11 protein-coding genes are annotated in these 20,819 nt (G+C 68.4%); 6 read left to right on the top strand and 5 right to left on the bottom strand.

Annotated elements, in window-relative coordinates; genetic code table 11:
- Positions 1 to 3: 3 nt before the first annotated feature.
- Together bcsB and KW835_RS11015 are read left to right on the top strand one after the other, a co-directional pair.
- A complete protein-coding gene (gene bcsB / locus KW835_RS11020) occupies positions 4 to 2,340 on the top strand; it encodes a cellulose biosynthesis cyclic di-GMP-binding regulatory protein BcsB (RefSeq protein ID WP_218382408.1) in 2,337 nt (778 codons plus the stop codon).
- Between the two features lie 100 nt (positions 2,341 to 2,440).
- The gene (locus KW835_RS11015; protein ID WP_255593462.1) at positions 2,441 to 6,769 is read left to right on the top strand and encodes a cellulose biosynthesis protein BcsC; all 4,329 of its coding nucleotides are present in this window, start codon (positions 2,441 to 2,443) and stop codon (positions 6,767 to 6,769) included.
- A gap of 401 nt (positions 6,770 to 7,170) precedes the next feature.
- Here KW835_RS11015 and KW835_RS11010 read toward each other — a convergent pair whose 3' ends face one another.
- The 5 genes from KW835_RS11010 to KW835_RS10990 all read right to left on the bottom strand — a co-directional run bounded on the left by KW835_RS11010 (position 7,171) and on the right by KW835_RS10990 (position 13,020).
- Positions 7,171 to 8,814 carry a hypothetical protein gene (locus KW835_RS11010; RefSeq protein WP_255593461.1) on the bottom strand — a complete coding sequence of 548 codons (1,644 nt, stop codon included), beginning with the start codon at positions 8,812 to 8,814 and terminating at the stop codon, positions 7,171 to 7,173.
- A gap of 426 nt (positions 8,815 to 9,240) precedes the next feature.
- Positions 9,241 to 9,954 (bottom strand): Bax inhibitor-1 family protein, encoded by a 714-nt coding sequence (locus tag KW835_RS11005; protein WP_218382407.1) that lies wholly within the window; start codon positions 9,952 to 9,954, stop codon positions 9,241 to 9,243.
- A 107-nt stretch (positions 9,955 to 10,061) separates the two neighbouring features.
- Positions 10,062 to 10,637, bottom strand: a complete 576-nt coding sequence (locus KW835_RS11000) for a hypothetical protein (protein WP_218382406.1) — start codon at positions 10,635 to 10,637, stop codon at positions 10,062 to 10,064.
- A gap of 537 nt (positions 10,638 to 11,174) precedes the next feature.
- Positions 11,175 to 11,732 (bottom strand): single-stranded DNA-binding protein, encoded by a 558-nt coding sequence (gene ssb / locus KW835_RS10995; RefSeq protein ID WP_218382405.1) that lies wholly within the window; start codon positions 11,730 to 11,732, stop codon positions 11,175 to 11,177.
- A 118-nt stretch (positions 11,733 to 11,850) separates the two neighbouring features.
- Positions 11,851 to 13,020: an MFS transporter gene (locus tag KW835_RS10990; RefSeq protein WP_218382467.1), complete on the bottom strand. Its 1,170-nt coding sequence runs from the start codon at positions 13,018 to 13,020 to the stop codon at positions 11,851 to 11,853.
- A 244-nt stretch (positions 13,021 to 13,264) separates the two neighbouring features.
- On the opposite strand from KW835_RS10990, the gene uvrA reads away from it, so the two are divergent.
- From uvrA to KW835_RS10970, 4 genes are all read left to right on the top strand, one after another.
- Positions 13,265 to 16,372, top strand: coding sequence for an excinuclease ABC subunit UvrA (uvrA, locus tag KW835_RS10985; protein ID WP_370633616.1), 3,108 nt, complete (start codon positions 13,265 to 13,267; stop codon positions 16,370 to 16,372).
- 212 nt (positions 16,373 to 16,584) lie between these two features.
- The gene (locus tag KW835_RS10980; RefSeq protein ID WP_218382404.1) at positions 16,585 to 17,142 is read left to right on the top strand and encodes a sigma-70 family RNA polymerase sigma factor; all 558 of its coding nucleotides are present in this window, start codon (positions 16,585 to 16,587) and stop codon (positions 17,140 to 17,142) included.
- Complete coding sequence (locus KW835_RS10975; protein ID WP_218382403.1) at positions 17,139 to 18,137, top strand: FecR domain-containing protein; 999 nt, start codon at positions 17,139 to 17,141, stop codon at positions 18,135 to 18,137. Before KW835_RS10980 ends, KW835_RS10975 begins: the two co-directional genes overlap by 4 nt.
- Before the next feature lie 171 nt (positions 18,138 to 18,308).
- Complete coding sequence (locus KW835_RS10970) at positions 18,309 to 20,807, top strand: TonB-dependent receptor (protein ID WP_218382402.1); 2,499 nt, start codon at positions 18,309 to 18,311, stop codon at positions 20,805 to 20,807.
- Positions 20,808 to 20,819: the final 12 nt, after the last annotated feature.

The following is a 20,819-nucleotide window of genomic DNA, read 5'->3' as shown; positions in this document are numbered from 1 at the left end:
CACATGACCTTCACACGACAACCGACAGATCGGCTGCCGCGCCAGCGCATGCTCCCCGCCATGCTGGCCCTGGCACTGGCAGGAACGGCCGCACCCGTTTCGCAGCTCGCTGCAGCGCCCGCTGCGCCGGGCACAACCGGCGCAGGGGCCGAGATGGCTGCAGTGTCGTCGCTGCCGGCAGAAGGCGGCGTGCGCGTGCAGCGCAACAGCTTCAAGGACCTGGGAGCTTTGTTCCCGCTGCAGTTGCGCGGTGTGGACGGCACCAGCGGCGTGGCCTTCAGCGTGCGCAACGACGAGGTGGTCACGGGCGCGAAGCTCAAGCTCAACTATTCCTACTCGCCGGCCCTGCTGACCAACCTGTCGCACATCAAGGTGATGGTCAACGAGCAGGTCGCGGCCACCATTCCCGTGACCACGCAGCAGGCCGGTGAGAACCTGCAGCGCGAGATCGTCATTCCCCCTCGACTGATCACGGAGTTCAACCGGCTGAACCTTCAGCTCATCGGCCACTACACCATGGAGTGCGAAGACCCGTTGCACTCCAGTTTGTGGGCCAACATCGGCAACGACAGCGTGCTGGAGCTCACCGTGGCCCCGGTGGCGCAGACCAACGATCTGGCGTTGCTGCCCCAGCCTTTCTTCGACCGCCGCGACGTGCGGCCGCTGGAACTGCCCATCGTTTTCAATGCCGCGCCCAACACAGCGGCGCTGCAGGCCGCCGGCACGATGTCGTCGTGGTTCGGTGCGCTCGCGGGCTTTCGGGGTGCCAAGTTCCCTTCGCTCATCGGCGAATTGCCGGCACGCGGCAATGCCGTCGTGATGGTGGCAGGCCGTGCGCAGGCCCCTGCAGGCTTGTCGCTGCCCGAGATCCAGGGCCCCACCGTCGCCGTGGTCAGCCATCCGGCGGACCGCAACGGCAAGCTGCTGCTGGTGATGGGCCGCGACGACGCTGAACTGGCCGTTGCGGCCAAGGCCCTGGCCGTGGGCTCATCGGCCCTGTCCGGCCCGCTCGCGCGCATCACCGAAGTCACGGAACTCAAGCCCCGCAAGCCCTACGACGCGCCCAACTGGCTGGCCAACGACCGGCCGGTCAAGTTCGGCGAACTCGTCGAAGAGCAGGCCCTGAACGTGTCCGGCTACTCGCCCGACCTGATCCGCGTGAACTTCTTCCTGCCGCCCGATTTGTTCGCGTGGCGCCAGAAGGGCATTCCGGTCGATCTGCGCTACCGGTACACCCCGCGCCCCAATGCGGACAAATCCACGCTCAACATCAACGTGAACCAGCAGTTCCTGCGTTCGCTGCCGCTGCATGCGGTCAGCCACGAACAGCCGGGGGCCTTCGACAGGCTGCTGACCAAGGTGCTGCCTCTGGATGAAACAGCGCCGGAGCGCGAGAAATTCCACATTCCGCTGTTCAAGCTGCCAGCCCAGTCGCAATTGCAGCTGCATTACTACTACGACGTGGTCAAGCAGGGCGCCTGCAAGGACGTTCCGCTCGACAACGTGCGTGGATCCGTGGAGGCGGACTCGACCATCGACATCTCCGGCTTCAAGCACTTCATCGCCATGCCCGACCTGGCGGCGTTCGGCAACGCCGGTTATCCGTTCACTCGGATGGCCGATTTGTCGGACACCGCCGTGGTGATGCCCGACAAGCCAGGCTTGGCGGAGTACGGCACCTACCTGGGCCTCATGGGCATCATGGGCCGCGTGACGGGCCACCCCGCGATGGGCGTGACCGTGGCGCAAGCCCAGCAGGTGGACAGGCTCGGTGACAAGGACCTGCTGGTCATCTCGTCGGGCGGCGGCAATCAGCCCCTTCTCAAGCAGTGGGCCAGTTCCATTCCTGCAGCGCTGCAGGGCGATGTCAAGAGCTTCCAGCTGGCCGACCTGGCCCGCCGCCTGATGCGCTGGTGGGGCTTTGAGGACGAGGCCAGCGTGCCGACGCGGCGCAACCAGGTCGCTTTCTCCAGCGCAAGCACCGACGCGTTCATCGCAGGCTTCGAGTCGCCCCTGAAGAGCGGTCGCAGCGTGGTGCTGGTGGCCAGCAACCAGCCGGCCGGGCTGGCGCAGGTCGTCGACGCATTGCTCGACGCCGATTCGCTGGCGCATGTGCAGGGCAGCACCACCGTGATCCGGGGCAAGCAGGTCGACAGCCTGCTGGCCGAGAAAAACTACTATGTGGGCCAGCTGGGTCCGCTGCTGTACGCACAATGGTTTCTCTCGCGCAATCCGCTGCTGCTGATCCTGCTGGGGGTGTCGGCTGCTGTGCTGGTGGCCATCGTCATGTACCTGTCGCTGCGTGCCCGAGCCAGGGCGCGCCTCAAGCAGAAAGCCTGATGAAGCCGCGCAGGCGCACAGGCGCCTGCCGCGATGTTCTGAAACAAGCAATCCGTTCCCGGCCCCGTTGTGGGCCGGGGCCACATGGGAGAAGGAAGGCATGTCCTCCAAAAACCGTCGTCACCACACACTCGCGCTGGGGCTGATGGCCTCGTTGATGGCGCCCGCAGCCTGGGCCCAGACGGGCGCTGAGCAGACCTTGCTCGACCAGGGCCAGTACTGGCAGGAGCGCGGCGATACGGTTCGTGCGGGCGAGGCCTGGCAGAAACTCCTGCGCATCAACCCCCAGAATGCCCAGGCCCTGTATGGCATGGCATTGGTCGAGCTCAGCGCCCAACGCCCCGAGGGCGCCCAGCGCTACCTCACGCAACTGCAGGCAGCCCATCCCCGCAGCCCCCTGGTGAGCCGGCTGCAGGACTCCATCCGCAGCGGCCGCAATGCACCCCAGATCGAAACCGCCCGCCAGCAGGCCAGGAGCGGCCAGGCCAGCCAGGCGCTGAGCACCTACCAGGCAGCGCTGGGCGACCGCGCGCCCACCGGCCCGCTCGCGCTGGAGTACTACCAGACGCTGGGCGCCACCGCCGGCGGTTGGGACGAGGCGCGCCGCGGGCTGAGCCGTCTGGCGCAGGAATCGCCCGAAGACCCGCAGATCGCCCTGGCGCTGGCCCAGCACCTGACCTACCGCGACGCCACGCGCCGCGACGGGATTGCGCAGCTGGCGCGCCTGGCAGGCCGTCCCGACGTGGGCAAGACCGCTACCGAAAGCTGGCGCAAGGCCCTGGCCTGGACGGGCACGCGCTCGGCCGACATCGCGCTGTACCAGGAATTCCTGCGCGCCAATCCTGGCGACACGGCCGTACAGTCGCGGCTGACCCAGGCGCAGAACCTGCAGAAACAGGCGCAGACCACCGCTCGCCCCGCTGCCGGGGCCGACCCGTTGCGCCAGCGCACCACAGCCGGCTTCCAGGCGCTGGACGATGGCGAGCTGGATGCGGCAGAAACCGCATTTTCGAGTGTCCTGGAAGCGCGCCCCTCCGACGGCGATGCGCTCGGCGGCCTGGGCATCCTGCGGTTGCGCCAGGAGCGTTTTGCCGACGCGCGCGGCCTGCTGGAGCGCGCCTCGCGCGCTGGGTCCGCCAGCCGCTGGAAGCAGGCGCTGGACAGTGCGACCTACTGGAGCCTGGTCGAGCAGGCCACGGCCGAGCGCGAGCGCGGTGACACCGCCGCCGCCCAGCGCTCGCTCGAGCAGGCCGTGCGCCTGAACCCCGCCGAGGTCACGGCAGAGACCGACCTGGCGGACCTTCTGGTGGAAGCGGGCCAGTACGATGCCGCCGAAGCGGCCTACCGCCGTGTCCTGGCACGCCAAACCGACAACCCCGACGCCGTGCGTGGGCTGGTGGGCGTGCTGGCCCAGAACAACAAAGCCGCCGAAGCGCTGGCCCTGGTCGAGAAACTCTCGCCCTCGCAGCAGGAGAAGGTCGGCGCCCTGGGCCGCCTGCGGGCGGCCCAGGCTCTGGGCCAGGCCCGTGCCGCCACCGAGCGCGGCGACGCCACGGCGGCGCGCACCGCCCTGGAAGACGCGCTGCTCAACGACCCTGCCAGCCCCTGGGTGCGCCTGGACCTGGCGCGCCTGTACCTGCGCATGGGTGCTGTGGCGGAAGCGCGCGGCGTGATGGACGGCCTGCTCATCTCCAACCCCAACATGCCCGAAGCGCTGTATGCCAGCGCGCTGCTGGCCTCCGAAGCCAGCGACTGGCCCGGTGCTCTCGCGCTGCTGGACCGGATTCCGGAGCAGCATCGCACGCGCGACATCGCCGCGCTGCAAAAACGCGTCTGGGTCCATGTGCAGGCTTCGGCCGCTTCGGCCCTGGCTGCGGAAGGCCGCCAGTCCGAAGCACTGGCCACGCTCGCGCAGGCCGAGTCGTTCGCCACGCAGGACACCGAACTGCTGGGTTCGCTCGCCCTGGCCTACGCCGATGCGGGCGAGCCCCAGCGCGCCCTGGGCATGGTGCGCCAGGTGCTGGCGCGCACCCCGCGGCCCGATGTGGGCCTGCGCCTGCAGTACGCCGCCACGCTGCTCAAGACCCAGCAGGACGTGGAGCTGGCCGGCATCCTGCGCCAGCTGCAGACGGCTCCGATGAGCGAGCGCGAGCGCAAGAGCTTTGCGGACATCCGCCGCGCCTATATCGTGCGCCAGGCCGACGGCCTGCGCGAGGCGGGGGATCTGGCGGCAGCGTACGACACCCTGGCCCCGCTGCTGGCGGAGCAGCCCGACGAGCCGCAGGCCATGGCGGCCCTGGCCCGCATGTACGCCGCCAACAACGACTACGCGCAGGCGCAGGCGCTGTATGCCCGGCTGCTGGAGAGGTCGCCCAACGATGTGCCGCTGATCTTGCAGACCGCGGCCATGGCCACGGGCGCGAAGGACTACGGCTATGCGGAGTCGCTGCTGTCCGTGGCGCTGGCGCGCGCACCGCGGGACCCCGAAGTGCTGGCCGCCACGGGACGGTTGTACCGTGCGCAAGGCAAGAACTCCAAGGCGACTGAATTCTTCACCGCCGCCGTGGCGGCCGAGAATGCTCAACGCGATGCCATGCTGGCCGCCAGCGGCGTGCCTGCGGGGCCCGTGCGGTCGGGCAATCCCTTTGCACAGCGCGCCAGCTTGCAACGTACCAGCAACGGGCTGTCGGTGCCCGGCGGTGCTCCGTATGGCGCCGTGGCGCGCTCTCCGGTCGGCTATACGCCCATGCAGTACGCGCCGCAGCCCGTGGCACGCAACAATGCGCCGGCGGGGCTCTATATTCCCGACCCCGCGGGCGCCAGCCGGTTTGGCGCCGCGCCGCAGGCCTACATCCCATCGCCGCCGATGACGCCCGCCAGCTACTACCCCGAGGCAGCAAGCCCTGCCGCTGCGGCCGAAGCGGCATCGGGCGGTACTGCGCGGCGCACTGCTGCTGCACGGAGCGCGGCAACGTCGGCTGACGCGCCTGCGCGCTCGACGGGCGTCACCCCGGCGGGCGGCGCAGCGCCGGCCTATGTACCGCCCGCGCCATTGCTGCCCCCGCAGCAGGCGCAGCAGGCCCCGGCGGGGTACATCACCCCTGCACAGGCTTACGGCGGATACGCGGCGGCGCCGCAGCCCGCTCCCCTGCCGCGAGGCGCAGCGGCGGCCGCGCCTTCGGCCTGGTCAACGGCCGGGCTGGGCAGCGCGCCCGATCCCACACGGCCGCGCACAGCGCGCGACGAGCTGCGGGAGGTTCAGCAAAGCCAGATATCCAGCTTCTCGGTGGGCGCCACGGCGCGTGCCCGACAGGGCGAGGCCGGCATGAGCCAGCTGTCCGAAATCCAGGCGCCTGTTCAACTCAAGATGAGTGTGGGCGACGGCCACGTGGTGCTGGGTGTCACGCCCACCGGCGTGAGCGCCGGGTCTCCAGGTTCCCCGTACGGCACGATCAGCCGCTTTGGCGGTGGGCCGCTCACCGCCATGGACATGCCCGAGCGTGGTGCCGGATCGCAGAGCGATAGCGGTGTCGGCTTGAGCGTTGGCTACGAAAGCGGTGGGTTCAAGGCCGACATCGGCAGCACGCCGCTCGGTTTCGGGCAATCGGACGTCGCGGCCGGCGTGAAGTACCGCATGGCCGTCACCGACAACTTCACGGTGGCCGCCGACCTGTCCCGCCGCCCCGTGACCGACAGCCTGCTGTCGTTCGCAGGGGCCCGCGATGCACGCACTGGCGACCGCTGGGGCGGAGTGTCTGCCACGGGCGGCCGCGTGGACATGACCTGGGATGACGGCGAGCTGGGCATCTATGGCTACGGATCGCTGCACAGCCTGGCTGGCACCCGTGTGCGCAGCAATGCGCGGGCGGAACTGGGTGGCGGGCTGTACTGGCATGTGCACCGCACCTCCAACGCCGACCTGACCGCAGGGCTGAGCTTCTCAGGGCTGTCCTACCAGCGCAACCTGCGCTATTTCACGGTGGGCCACGGCGGGTACTTCAGCCCGCAGCAGTTCGTCTCCTTCGGCATCCCCATCGAATGGGCGCAGCGCACGGGCCGCCTGTCCTACCAGCTCAAGGGATCGGTGGGCGTGCAGTACTTCAAGGAAGATGCTGCACCGTATTTCCCCAACAGCCCGGCCCGGCAGGTCTCGGCCGTTCAGGCAGCCAGCGATGCCCTCGCCTTTGGCGAGACCGGCGCCACGGCCATCTACCCCGGTCAGTCCCGCACGGGCCTGGGCTACAACCTGGGTGCTGCCATGGAGTACCAGATGCATCCGCAGGTCTTCCTGGGCGGTCATCTGTCGCTCAACAATGCGCGCAACTACCGTGAGTTCGCGGGCGGCATGTATGTCCGCTACGCTTTCCAGCCGTACAACGGCCTGCAGGCCTTCCCGGTGAACCCATTGCGGTCTCCGTATGCCAACTGAGGCAGGTTAGCCGCAGACCACGCGGCCACCCGAGGCAAAGGGCCCGCCGCACAGCGATGTGCGGCGGGCCCTTTGCTTTGTACTGCTTGCCAGGCACAGGCGCCTGGGGTCTGGTTGAAGAGGCTTGCCGTTCGTCGCGGCCAACCCGCTGTGCCGCTGGCCCCTGCAGGAACGAGTCTGGCGAGGGGGATACCCCGCATTCAATCTTGGTCCAGAACGTGCACGCACCGCCGCCGTTGCCCCATTGCGGCGGCCAGATCCCGCGCAAGGCTCAGGCGCCGCGCCTCACGCTGGAATGGCCGCACCGGTCAATCAGGCCGGTGTGGCACGGCTTGCGCCAGGCCGGCCCATCCGACCCGCGCACGGGTCGAATGGAGGCCGGCGTAGCGCAGCGCAGCAGCTCAAGGCGTTGTCGCCTGCTTCGCACCTACGAACACGGTGTGCGCACGCGTGCCAGCCACCGACAGGCCGGCCGTCAGGATGCGCAAGCCGACCACACGGCCATTGGCGTCGAACTGCGCCGCAGCGGAGCCGGACTGGGCAGGGCCCGAGGACAGACCGCAGGTGATCGGTGCGTTCGGGCTGTTGAGGTAGCCGAATGCCTCCACACGGTACAGGTTCAGGCCACTGCCCAGCTCGCCCAGCAGCTTGCCCGCGACTTCGCAGCCGCTGGAAGTGATGCCGGTGATCGCCCCGTCGGCAAACACGGTCAGGGTGGTGGTGTCGCCGCCAAAGCCGGTGCCCGCCATCCGGTAGGTGCCGACGATCAGGGCCGCGTTGGGAACCGTGCCGATCGGCAGGGCATACAGCGGATCGGGCGTGACGCTGAAGCGGGTCGGCGCGCCACCGGGCTGCGTGGGGTAGCTGAAGGTGCCGGTGAACAGGTTGGCGCTGCCCGTGCCGTTGCTGCTTTGCAAGGTGCCGTCGATCAGCACCGACTCGTTGTAGGTGCCCGTGTTGGCCAGCAGCCGGTTGAAGAACACGCCATCGTTGGCCGTCACGAAGCGGTTGGTGGTCGCGTTGTTCTGGTAGCGGATGAGGCGGCCGTAGAGAGCGTTGTGGTCCAGGCTGCTGTTGGTGTAGAAGAACAACCCGCCGTCAGGCAGCACGCTGCCCCAGACCGAGGTGTCGCCGATGACGCCGGCAGGCAGCGTGAACGAGCCCTGCCAGTTGCCGGCCACTGACAGCGGCGTGGCGGAAGGCGGCGTCACGGTGCGCGGGTCTGCAATGCCGTTGAGGGTGTAGGTGTTGTCCGGTCCCGTGGCGTTGCGCGTGAATGCCCAGATGCCGTTGGGAACCCCGGCGGCGTCGTACCGCAGCACGGCGATGCCCGACTGCTGCGTGCCCGACTCTCCGCACGACGTCGTGTCGCCCGACAGATTCAGCGTGAGCGAGTACAGCGGCGAATTCGCAGCACGCGGCGTGGCGGAGCCTGTGACCAGGCAGCCGCCGATGCGGCCGGACAATTGGCCCTGCGGGGACACCGCGATGACCCAGCCGCCACCGAACAGGCCCGTGCCGCGGTAGGTGCCCTCGATCATCGCTGGGGTCGCGTTGTGGAAATTGAGGCTGCTGTAGGAAAGCTTCAAGGGCACCACCGCGCCGGAAGCGGCGGCGGTCTGCACGGGGTCGCTGTAGTTGCCGCTGATGCCGTCGGTGCGGCCGATCTTGCCGCTGTTGGACGCCGTGCCGCGGAGTGTGAGGCCGGTGGCGAACTTGCGGTCTTGCACCGAGAAGTACGTGACCCCGGTGGCCAGCACGGAGGTCACGTTGACGTTCAGGCGCCCGTACAGGGAATCAAAGCCCGCCGCCCCCGGGGCCTCGCGCGCAAAGTAGAACTCGCCGCCGGTGCCCAGCGGGCCCGGGTCGATGTACCCCACGACCTGCCGCTGCGCCGCGCCGGTGCCCACCGTGCCTTCCCAGACCCCGCCGGGGTATTGCTGGACGCCCGGGGTGGGGCCCACATCCTCGCCATCGGACGAGCCGCCGCCGCAGCCGGCGACCAGGGCCGCACAGGTCAAAGAAAGCCAAAGAGATTTGCGCATGCTGGAGAGAAGAGATTCGGGTCAGTGAATGGGGCTGGCAACCGCCTTGGAGCGGCTGTGGAACGCCTGTGGCAGCCCATGCTGGCCGCCCGTGCAGGGTGCACGGCCGCAATGGCCCCGCCTGTGTCCAATTGTGCCAGCTATGCGCAAAAAGGCCGTTGGAAATATCGCCACAGGCATGGCCAGCATGCATGCCGTGTGTGCCCTGCATGCGGTATTGCGGTGGCGGTACGCCCCCAGGGGCCATGGCAAAGCAAGGATCGAGGTGCTATCAAAAAAGTAGCTAGAAGGGCCGCCAGTTCCACCCCGACAGACATCTGGGCGGGCATGTCGGGGGGCCATGAAAAAAGGCCGGGCCCCTTTCGGGTGTCCGGCCTGATGGGGTCAGGGGAGCGCGCCACCGCGGTACGGGGGCTCCCTGCATCCTCAGTCGTCGTTCGTCGCCAGACTGATCAGGATGCGCAGCACATACCAGAGCATGAGCGCGATCGACGCGAACAGGTGCAGAGCCGCGCCTGCGGGGCGGTCTGCAGGGTAGTCGTGGATGATGCGCGAGGTGTCATACAGCACGCACGCGCCAGCGAACAGCACCATGATTCCGGAGAACCAGATGCCCAGCTTGAAGCCAAAGATCGCACCGGCCACGATGGTGCCCAGCGCCACCAGGCCGCCCACCTTGAGGATGCCGCCCAGGAACGAGAAGTCGGACTTGCTGGTGAACGCCGTCCAGGTGAGCGCGCCTACCATCAGCAGCGTGATGAACGCTGCGGCACCGATGGCGCCGGGCACCAGCAGCTGGGCGATGCCGAACATCGGCGCGAAGATCAGCCCTTCGGCCAGCACGTACAGGCCCAGGCCGATGAGCTGGGTCTGCGGGTTCTCGGAGTTGTCGGCCAGGTAGGACGCGAGCCAGCCGACCAGCATGAAGGCGCCCATCACACCGAGCCAGATGAACTTGTTGCTGCTGGCCATCAGCATCTTGGCCGTGGTGGTGGAAAAACCGCTCATCATCAGGACGGCCGAGAGCACGACAAAAGCCAGGATGGCCGCGCCCAGGTGCTTGTATGTGGAGACGATGAAATCACGACGCTCCAGCGGTGCGCCGGAGGGAGTCTGGGGCGAAAGTGCGTTCGGATTCATGGTGTGGGTCCTGCTGTGATGGAACTTGTGGTTGCTGTGATCACCTCTGGGGGCGCGCGCCCCGCGGCGCTGCCCTCCCCCCTCTCTTCTTTGCTCTATGTGCTGCGTCAGGCGGCTGCGGCCTGAGCGCCTGCCTGTTCCTCGGCGCGGCGCAGCTTGCGGTTGGCCCACACGCCGCCGGCCCCCACCAGCGTGAGGAAGATCGCGAAGATCCAGGTGCCGGCGCCGCCCAGCGACTTCGCGCTGGACTGGGCATCGGCCAGCAGGCGCTGCTTGCTGGTTTCATAAGCGATCACGGGCTGGCCGGCGGCCACGACTTCGTAGACGAGGTCGTTGTCGCCGGAGTCGAACAGCGCAGTCACCTTCTCGTCGATGAGGTTCCCCACCAGCGTGGACGGCGTGCTGTGGTCGATGCGCAGCTTGCGGACTTCACCGCCCGCAGTGGGCGCCACGGTGATCTCGTAGTACTTCTTGGTCGCGCGCCGCTTGCGCGTGACGGTGATTTCCGAAGCGCCGGTCACGGTGCCTGCCACCGACGTGAGCTGCTCACGTGGCTTGTAGGCGTGGTCGCCTTCTGCCTTCCACTGGCTCCAGACCGACATGCCGATCAGGCCCGGGCCTGCGATCAGCAGCAGCCAGGCGTAGCCGGTGATGAAAATCAAGATCTTGCGGACGAATCCCATAGAAAACCCTCTTTGAATGTTGTGTGTGTTTTTGGCTGGCCACCGTTTGCTGGCCAGGGTGGCTGCGTCTCATTCCGCGAGGGAACGACGTCAGGCCCGCGATGATCTGCGAGTTGTGTGCAAGGGGTGTTTCAAAATGTTGTGCGCGTAGCATGAACGCCGCAACTTGACAAACATGTCCTTCCGTGCCGAATGGAATTCGTGTAAGCGGTGGGTCAGTAACACCGTGACAACGGCCTTGCCGCAGGCGCGCGCATGCCGTGGGGAGCGCCGCGAAGCTGCGGTGGAACGGGGCAGGGCTGCGTAGGTACCGCCAGGCTTGGCGGCAGCGTGCGCCCGTGGGCGGGCACGAATCGAGTTGGCGGAACAAGAAATGCAGGCACGGGCTGGGCAGTGCTGGGTCTGCCTCCACGCTGCATTGCACAGCGTTCCAAAAAGCCTTGCCTTGTGGCACCGGCGGGGCCAGGTTGCGGCCATATGCCCCGGTGGGCAGGCGGGGCGGCTCCCGTACGCCCTGCCTTCGAGTCGTCGCCGTCCTTAGAACGGAATATCGTCGTCCATGTCGTCAAAACCGGACGCCGCACGGGGTGCTTGCGCCGCGGGCGCGGGTGCGGGACGCGGTGCGGGTGCCGGCGGGCGCGCTGCAGGGGCTGCACGCCGGGCAGGAGCCTGGTCGTACCCGCCGCCGCCCTGGTCACCACCATAGCCGCCGCCGTCGTCATAGCCGCCTTGCTGGCCACCACCGCCGCCGCCCATGCCCTGGCGGCTGCCCAGCATCTGCATCTGGTCTGCACGGATTTCGGTGCTGTACTTCTCCACGCCGCTCTGGTCGGTCCACTTGCGGGTGCGCAGCGAGCCTTCGACATACACCTGAGAGCCCTTGCGCAGGTACTGGCCGGCGATCTCGGCCAGGCGGCCGTTGAAGACAACGCGGTGCCACTCGGTGGCTTCGCGCATTTCGCCGCTTTGTTTGTCCTTCCACTTGTCGGTGGTGGCAATCGTCACATTGGCCACCTGGTCGCCACTGGGGAAAGTGCGCATTTCAGGGTCGCGGCCCAGGTTGCCGACGATGATGACTTTGTTCACGGATGCCATGGTGGGAAAACCTCAAAAGAAAGCGGCACCGCACTGTGGATGAAAGCGGCGCCGAAAAGCAGGAATGAACCTGTCATTGTGCCCGAACCCGCCTGGCGCGGGGCCGGCTTGGTGCCGCTTACCGTGCCACGGGCCGCAGGCGCCAGGAAAGCGCCAGCCACACGCTGCACAGCACGGCCGTGGCCGCAAAGAGCCCGGTGGCACCCACCGTCTTGGCCAGCGCGCCACCCAGCACGCCCCCTGCAAACAGGCCCAGCGATTGCAGCGTGTTGTAGGCGCCAAGGGCTGCTCCTCGCAGCGGAGCGGGTGCCATGCGCGAGACAAGGCTCGGCTGGGAGGCCTCCAGCGCATTGAAGCCGACAAAGAAGATAAAGAGCAGGACTCCGAACAGCCAGGGCGCAGCGGGCGATGGCAGGCCCGACAGGACGGCAAACCCCACCTGGGCGATCAGCACCAGAATGATCGAGCCCAGCAGGGCTGCGCGCAGCCTGCCCGCGCGCTCCAGCGAGAACAGCCCTCCCATCATGGCGAAAGCGAGCAGCATCGCAGGCAGGTACACATGCCAGTGCGTTGCCGACGGCAACCCGGCCTGCACCAGCAGCGCGGGCACGGCCACCCACATCGCGATCTGCACGGTGTGCAGCACGAAAACCCCGGCGTTCAGCCGCAGCAGGTCGGCGTGCTTCAAAAGTTCGGACAGCGGCGCCAGCGCCCTGGACTGCGCATGGGCCTGTTCGGGCGGCACGACCCACAGCACGACGGCGATGCCCGCCGTGGCCAGCGCGAAAGTCAGCCCGAAAAGCCCCGGCAGGCCCCAGCGTGCGGCCATGGGCGGCGCGATCACCAGCGCCAGCATGAACATGAGCCCGATGCTGGCCCCCACCAGCGCCATGGCCTTGGTGCGCACCACGTCGCGGGTCTGGTCCGCCAGCAGTGCGGTCACGGCCGCCGACACGGCACCGGCGCCCTGCAGCGCCCGGCCCAGCAGCAGGCCCCACACGGAATCGGCCAGCGCGGCCACCAGGCTGCCTGCCGCGAACACAGCCAGCCCTGCGACGATCACGCGCTTGCGTCCGAACCGGTCGGAGGCCAGGCCCAGCGGCAGTTGCAGCAAGGCCTGGGTCAAACCGTAGGCGCCCAGGGCCAGGCCCACCAGCGCGGGGTCGTTCCCTCCGGGATAGCGCGCGGCCTCCAGCGCGAACACCGGCAGCACCACGAACAGCCCAAGCATCCGCAGCGCGAAGATGAGCGCCAGCGACATGCTGGAGCGCCGCTCCAGCGGGGTCATGGTGGTGGGGCTCAAGGGCTGTGAGCTGTGGTCGGGCACCGCTGCGCCTGGGGGGGATATGGACAAGGGATCTCGCACGGGGCGTGCGCAGGAATGGGAAATGGACGGAAGCCCGTATTCTCGCGCATCGCTTCCCAGGCGATCGCAGTGTCGGGCCCGCAGGGGCTTGACCCACGTCAAGAATGTGGGTGAGCGCGGGCAGGTCGCATCGCTGCGGGGCATCCTGGCCGGCCCAGCGAGACGGATGCCCGTGGCCTATCATGGTGGGTTTCCCTTTAGAGCCATCGCTGTGACCTCCTTGCCCGCCACGCCTGCCGATGACCGCCTCGCTGCCGACGGCACCTACCTCGCCCGCGCGCTGCGCGAGCAGCGCATCAGCATCCGCGGCGCGCGCACGCACAACCTCAAGAACATCGACCTCGACATCCCGCGCAACCAGCTGGTGGTGATCACCGGGCTGTCGGGCTCGGGCAAGTCCAGCCTGGCGTTCGACACGCTGTATGCCGAAGGGCAGCGGCGTTATGTGGAGAGTCTGTCGGCCTATGCGCGGCAGTTCCTGGGCCGGCTGGACAAGCCCGATGTGGACCTGATCGAGGGCCTCTCGCCTGCGATTTCCATCGAGCAGAAGGCCACCAGCCACAACCCGCGCTCCACCGTGGGCACGGTGACCGAGATCCACGACTACCTGCGGCTGCTCTACGCCCGGGCCGGCACGCCCTACTGCCCAGACCACGGCCTGCCGCTGGCCGCGCAGACCGTGAGCCAGATGGTGGATGCCGTGCTGGCCCTGCCCGAGGACACCCGGCTCATGCTGCTGGCCCCGGTGGCCCGCGAGAAGAAGGGCGAGTTCACCGAGCTCTTCACGCAGATGCAGGCGCTCGGCTACATCCGCTTCCGGGTGGATGGGACCATCTACGAATACGAAAGCCTGCCGCAGCTGAAGAAGACCGAGAAGCACAACATCGACGTGGTGATCGACCGCCTGAAGGTGCGCCCCGAGATGCAGCAGCGCCTCGCCGAGAGCATTGAGGCCGTGCTGCGCGTGGGTGGCAACGACGGCAACGGCCGCGTGCTGGCGCTGGAGATGGACTCGGGCCAGGAGCACCTGTTCAGCTCCAAGTTCTCGTGCCCGGTGTGCAGCTACTCGCTGGCCGAGCTGGAGCCGCGCCTTTTTTCGTTCAACTCGCCCATGGGCGCCTGCCCCGCCTGCGACGGCATCGGCCAGCGCGAGGTGTTCGACGCGGCGCGTGTGGTGGCCTTCCCGTCCTTGAGCCTCGCCAGTGGCGCCATCAAGGGCTGGGACCGGCGCAATGGCTACTACTTCGCCATGCTCGAGAGCCTGGCGCGGCACTACGGCTTTGACGTGGAAGCGCCGTTCGAATCGCTGCCCGCCCCGGTGCAGCAGGCGGTGCTGCACGGCTCGGGCGAGGACGAGATCGCCTTCAGCTACATCCTGGACAGCGGCGCCAACAAGGGCAAGGTCTACACCAAGAAGCACCCGTTCGAAGGCATCCTGCCCAACATGGCGCGGCGCTACCGCGAGACCGATTCCGTCGTCGTGCGCGAGGACCTGGCCCGCTTTCGCAGCAGCCAGCCCTGCCCTGAATGCCACGGCACCCGCCTGCGCCGCGAGGCCCGCCATGTGAAGGTGGGCGACGGCGAGCAGGCCCGCGCGATCTTCGAGGTGAGCCATGCCACCCTGAGCGGCGCGCATGCCTGGTTCCAGCAGCTCAAGCTCATCGGCGCCAAGGCCGAGATCGCCGACAAGGTCGTGCGCGAGATCACCACGCGCCTGCAGTTCCTCAACGACGTGGGCCTGAACTACCTGAGCCTGGACCGCAGCGCCGAGACGCTCTCAGGCGGCGAGGCGCAGCGCATCCGCCTCGCTTCGCAGATCGGCTCGGGCCTCACCGGCGTGATGTATGTGCTCGACGAGCCCAGCATCGGCCTGCACCAGCGCGACAACGACCGGCTGATCGCCACGCTGCAGCACCTGCGCGACATCGGCAACAGCGTGATCGTGGTCGAGCACGACGAGGACATGATGCGCGCCGCCGACCATGTGATCGACATGGGCCCCGGCGCGGGCGTGCACGGCGGCCGCGTGATGGCGCAGGGCACGTATGACGCGGTGCGCAGCCACCCCGAATCGCTGACCGGCAAGTACCTGTCGGGCACGCTGTCCATCCCCGTGCCCAAACGCCGCACCCCCTGGCTTCCGGTGGTGGACCAGCCCGTGCCAGCCCCGGCACAGGCCAAGGGCAAGTCGCGCTTTCCGCAGACCGAAGCCAGCAAGCGCCGCGCCGAGCGCATGGCCGAGCACCACGCCCGCCAGGGCGCCGTGCAGGCGCTGCGCGTGGTGGGCGCCACGGGCAACAACCTCAAGGACGTGAGCGTGGACTTCCCCGTGGGGCTGCTCACCTGCGTGACGGGCGTCTCGGGCTCGGGCAAGAGCACCCTGGTCAACGACACGCTGTATGCCGCCGTGGCGCGCCAGATCTACCGCGCCCATGAAGAGCCCGCGCCACACGAGGAGATCGTGGGCATCGAATATTTCGACAAGGTCATCAACGTCGACCAGAGCCCCATCGGCCGCACGCCGCGCAGCAACCCGGCCACCTACACCGGCCTGTTCACGCCCATCCGCGAGCTGATGGCCGAGGTCAACACCGCCAAGGAGCGCGGCTACGGCCCGGGGCGCTTCAGCTTCAACGTGGCCGGCGGCCGCTGCGAGGCCTGCCAGGGCGACGGCGTGGTGAAGGTGGAGATGCACTTCCTGCCCGACGTCTACGTGCCTTGCGACGTCTGCCACGGCGAGCGCTACAACCGCGAGACGCTGGAAGTGCTGTGGAAGGGCAAGAACATCGCGCAGATCCTGGAGCTGACCGTGGAAGACGCACACGCCTTCTTCAAGGACGTGCCGACCATCGCCCGCAAGCTGCAGACGCTGCTGGACGTGGGCCTGTCGTACATCCGCCTGGGCCAGGCGGCCACCACGCTGTCGGGGGGCGAGGCGCAGCGCGTGAAGCTGGCGCAGGAGCTATCGAAGCGCGACACCGGCCGCACGCTCTACATCCTGGACGAGCCCACGACCGGCCTGCACTTTGCCGACATCGACCTGCTGCTCAAGGTGCTGCACCAGCTGCGCGACGCGGGCAACACCATCGTGATCATCGAGCACAACCTCGATGTGATCAAAACCGCCGACTGGCTCATCGACATGGGTCCCGAGGGGGGGGCCGGCGGCGGCACCGTGGTGGGCGTGGGCACGCCCGAAGACCTCGCCGCCAATCCGGCCAGCCATACGGGGCGCTACCTCGCACCGTACCTGCAGCCCGTGAATCAGCGATAAAACAGGCTACGGCGCTTATGTATCAAGCGCCAAATGCTATAAAAATAGAAGCAACCGGCGTCTGGGCAACCTGCAGTGCACGCGCCGGGGGCTCTGCGCTGGCCGCCCACGGCACAGGCGGCACTGCGCCGTGGGGTTCGTGTCGATAGAATGCGATTAATTCTCATTCTATAAATCCACCTGTCCCATCCGGGCCCACACAGGAGTGCGCCGTGCCGGCCTCCGAGCTTGCTGCTGCCCCGCCACCCGACGTTCACACGCTCTACTGCGACCACCACGGCTGGCTGCAGCGCTGGCTGCAGTACCGGCTGGGCAATGCCTGCGACGCTGCCGACCTGGCGCACGACACCTTCGTGCGCCTGCTGACCCGGCCTGCGAGCCGGGGCCTGCACAGCTTTGCCGAGGCGCGCGCGTACCTGCGCATCGCCGCCAACGGCCTGTGCGTGGACCTGTGGCGCCGCCGCGAGGTGGAGCAGGCCTGGCTGCAGACCCTCGCCGTCCTGCCCGAGCCGCTGGCACCTTCGCCCGAGCACCAGGCCATCGTGGTCGAGACGCTGCTGGAAGTCGGCGCCATGCTCAGCCGCCTGCCGCACAAGGCTGCGCGGGCCTTCGTGCTGGCGCAGGTGGACGGCATGCCGTACCGCGACATCGCGGCCGAGCTGGGTGTCTCCGAGCGCATGGTCAAGAAGTACATCGCGCAGGCCATGCTGCAGTGCGCGTTGATCGAAGCCGGATTGTCCGGCGATCCTCGCAGCCCCGCACCGCTGTGAAACCCCCGGCCCCTGCGCTCCGTGCCAGCGTTGCCAGCCTGGAGCAGGCCGCGCAGTGGTACGCCACCCTGCGCGACGACCGCGCCACGGAGTCGGACCAGCTGGCCTGGAGGACCTGGCTCGCGCAGTCGCCCGAACACGAGGCTGCGTGGGCGCACATCGACACGGTCAGCCGCAAGTTCGACCCGCTGCGCGGCCTGGGTCCGCCAGGCACGGCCGCTGCCGTGGCAGGGCTGGATGTGGCGCGAGCCAAGGCCGTGGGCCGGCGCAGCGCGCTCAATGCCTTGGGCGGCGGACTGGGCCTGGGTGTGGTCGCCTGGCTGGGCTGGCGCCATACGCCCCTGCCAGCGCTGGCGATGGCGCGGCTGCGCGCCGACCACCACACCGGCACTGGAGAGCGGCGCGATCTGGCGTTGGCCGACGGCTCGCGCGTGTGGCTCAACACCCGCACCGCGCTGCAGGTGCGCCTCAATGCGCGGGAGCGCCGCCTTGTGCTGCTGGCCGGCGAGATCCTGGTCGATACCGCGCGGGACGCGCTGCAGCGCCCTTTCTACGTGGACACCGCCCACGGCCGGCTCCAGGCCCTGGGCACGCGCTTCACGGTGCGCGACACCGAAGGCCGCGTCCGCCTGAATGTGTTCGAAGGCCTGGTGGAAATCCACACCCACGGCGGCAAGGTCTTGCGCGTGCCGGCAGGCCAGGCTGCCGGGTTCGACGCCGAGACGGTCTCGGCCTTGCAGGATGCCGACCGGCTGCGCGAAGCCTGGAGCCGGGGCAGTTTGCCGGCCGACAGCCTGCCCCTGGGCAGCTTGCTCGAAGAACTGGGCCGCTACCGCCACGGCCACATCAGCGTGGCGCCCGAGGTGGCTGGCCTGCAGGTCATGGGCGTGTACCCCGCCGACGACCCTGAGCAGGCCCTGTACATGCTGGAGCAGGCCTTGCCCATCCGCGTGCGGCGCGCACTGCCGTGGTGGACCACGGTCGAAGCCCGGTAGGCATCCCCCGGCGGCCGGGGCCTGCGCGCGGGACGGAAAACTTTGCCAACCAGGTTCCCTTTTCTGCGTCTCGTTCGATTCAGTGGATGAGAGATGGCCATTCGGATGCCGTGCAGCGCGCTCCGGGGCCGTCTCCGCATTTTTCGAAGAACCTATCGAGGAGAAGCATCCATGTCCCGCCGCCACCGTTTCCATCGGCATGCCCAGCGTGCTCGCCAGCCCGCCGCCCACGGCCTGTCCCACGCCACCCTGCGCCCTGTGGTGCTGGCCATGCACCTGGCCACGGCCAGCGCGGTGCTCGCCGCCTGCGCCTGGACACCCGGTGCCCATGCGCAGACGCAGGCGTCCGAGCCGGCGCGCCGTTTCCAGATTGCCGCCGGCAACCTCACGTCGGTGCTGAACCGTTTTGCCGAGGAGGCAGGTGTCTTCCTGGCGGCCCCGGCGGAACTCACGCAGGGCAAGCGCAGCCCGGGTCTGTCGGGCAGCTTCACGGTCGAGCAGGGCTTTCTGGAGCTGGTGCGGGGTCAGGGACTGCAGGTGCTGCGCCAGGCCAATGGCAGCTATGCATTGCGGCCGGTGCCCGGGGGAGCTTCGGGCCCCGCCGGAACTGCGCCGGGCGAAGCCACGCTGTCATCGGTCACGGTGAAGGCAGCGCTCGAAGCCGACATCACCCGCAACCTGGGCACGGCCGTGCGCGCCGGTGCACTCGGCGATGTCGCGCAAAAGGACACGCCGTTCTCCAGCGCCGTGGTGAGCAGCCAGCAGATCCAGGAGCAGGCCCCGCAAAAGCTTGGCGACCTGTTCGTGCAGGACGCCTCGGTCTCGGACAACAGCGGCGCCTACACGGCCTGGAGCACCTACCTCACGGTGCGTGGCATGGAGCTGGATTGGCAGAACTCCTACCGCATCGACGGCAAGCCCTTCCTGGGCTACACGGTGACGCTGCCCTACGACCACATGGAGCAGGTCGAGCTGCTCAAGGGCGCCACCGGTTTTCTCTACGGCTTCGGCGCGCCGGGCGGCATGCTCAACTACGTGACCAAGAAGCCGGGCGATGCGCCCACGCGCAGCGCCAGCCTGGGCTACGCCGGCGGCAGCATCGTGCGCGCCAACGCCGATCTGGGCGGCCGCCTGGGCGCGGACGGCGGGCTCGGCTACCGCCTGGACGTCACGCGCGAGGCCGGCCGCACCGCCAACGACGGCTCGCTGGAACGCACGTCGCTGCTGCTGGCGCTGGATGCGAAGCTGACCGACCGCCTGAGCTGGGACCTGCAGACCATCTTCCAGGACCGCCTGACCGAGGACACCGAGCCCGGCATCCAGACACGCGCGCTCGCCACCCGGCTGCCCGCACCGATCCGCAACGACAGGACGCTGGTGGGCCCGGGCAACTACGTGGACAACCAGTTCGGCTTTGTCGCCACGGGCTTCAAGTACCGCCTGAGCGACACCTGGAAGGCGCAGACCAGCTTCAGCCAGAGCTATTCGAAGACGCGCCGCAACGAGTCCATCCTGGGGTTGCAGAACCTGGCGGGCGACTACATCGACGCCCGTGCGGACTACGGCGAGCGCTACCAGTACAGCTATTGGGACGCCATGCTGCAAGGTCGCGTGGAGGCCGCAGGCATGACTCACCATATCGTGGCAGGCGTCTCCTGGCAAAAGCAGCGCAACGACGACTCGCGCAATGCGGTGTACATCCCCGACGTGGGCACCGGCAACCTGGCCCGGCAGAACTCGGTGCGCTACGACAGCATCGGCGGGTTCGACAGCCTGGGGCTGTACCGCCTGACCGAGATCACGCAGCAGTCCCTCTTCGCCAGCGACCGCATCACGCTGGACGACCGCTGGTCCGTGCTGGGCGGCCTGCGCTGGATCCGCTACGAAAAGCTCAACTGGAACGCGGGCGGCGCCGCCACGGATGCCTACCGCGAGAACGGCATCGTCACGCCCACCGTGGCGGCGATGTTCAAGCTTTCGGGGGACACCATGGCGTACGCGAGCTACGTGCAGTCGCTGCAGCAAGGCGCCACGGTTTCCAAGCTTCCCACCTACACCAATGCGGGCGAGATGCTCAACCCGCTCATGAGCCGGCAGTGGGAGCTGGGCATCAAGCGCGACGGCACCGACTGGTCGGCCACCGCGGCGCTGTTTCGCGTGCGCAAGACCACCGAATACGACCGCAGCTGCGGCACGGACTGCCTGACCAAGGTGCAGGACGGCGCATCGGTGTTCCAGGGGCTGGAGCTGGGCGCCACCGCCCGGCTGGACAAGGGCTGGAGCCTGGGCGGCAACCTGATGGTGCTCGATTCCGAATATGCGTCGGGCGAGGAGGCGATGGTGGGCCGCCGCGTGGCCGGTGCGCCGCGATGGGTGGCGACGGCCCAGGTGGCCTACCGCGTCCCGCAGGTGCCGGGCCTGCAGGTGCAGGTCGGCGCCAAGTACACCGGCAAGACGCCACTGCGGGCCGACAACTCCATCCCTGTCGACGGCTACGCCCTGGCCAGCCTGGGGGCGTCCTACGAAACCCGGGTGGGTGGGCGTGACACGGTGTGGCGCGCCAGCGTGCACAACCTGTTCAACAGGAAGTACTGGATGTACCAGTACAGCAACTACATCAAGGCCGGTGATGCACGCTCGCTGAACCTCAGTGCCACCGTGCACTTCTGAGCGGAGCCGCCT

Origin of the sequence: Acidovorax sp. sic0104 (genome assembly GCF_019219095.1) — a bacterium.
Lineage (GTDB): Bacteria > Pseudomonadota > Gammaproteobacteria > Burkholderiales > Burkholderiaceae_C > Acidovorax.
The sequence above is the reverse complement of the archived record's forward strand: the minus strand, read 5'-3'. Positions and strand labels throughout refer to the sequence as shown.

What these genes read in the sequence shown, in the direction of transcription:
- bcsB (WP_218382408.1), top strand. Translation starts at nt 4, where the DNA reads ATGACCTTCACACGACAACCGACAGATCGGCTGCCGCGCCAGCGCATG.
- KW835_RS11015 (WP_255593462.1), top strand. Translation starts at nt 2,441, where the DNA reads ATGTCCTCCAAAAACCGTCGTCACCACACACTCGCGCTGGGGCTGATG.
- KW835_RS11010 (WP_255593461.1), bottom strand. Translation starts at nt 8,814, where the DNA reads ATGCGCAAATCTCTTTGGCTTTCTTTGACCTGTGCGGCCCTGGTCGCC.
- KW835_RS11005 (WP_218382407.1), bottom strand. Translation starts at nt 9,954, where the DNA reads ATGAATCCGAACGCACTTTCGCCCCAGACTCCCTCCGGCGCACCGCTG.
- KW835_RS11000 (WP_218382406.1), bottom strand. Translation starts at nt 10,637, where the DNA reads ATGGGATTCGTCCGCAAGATCTTGATTTTCATCACCGGCTACGCCTGG.
- ssb (WP_218382405.1), bottom strand. Translation starts at nt 11,732, where the DNA reads ATGGCATCCGTGAACAAAGTCATCATCGTCGGCAACCTGGGCCGCGAC.
- KW835_RS10990 (WP_218382467.1), bottom strand. Translation starts at nt 13,020, where the DNA reads ATGACCCCGCTGGAGCGGCGCTCCAGCATGTCGCTGGCGCTCATCTTC.
- uvrA (WP_370633616.1), top strand. Translation starts at nt 13,265, where the DNA reads ATGCCCGTGGCCTATCATGGTGGGTTTCCCTTTAGAGCCATCGCTGTG.
- KW835_RS10970 (WP_218382402.1), top strand. Translation starts at nt 18,309, where the DNA reads ATGTCCCGCCGCCACCGTTTCCATCGGCATGCCCAGCGTGCTCGCCAG.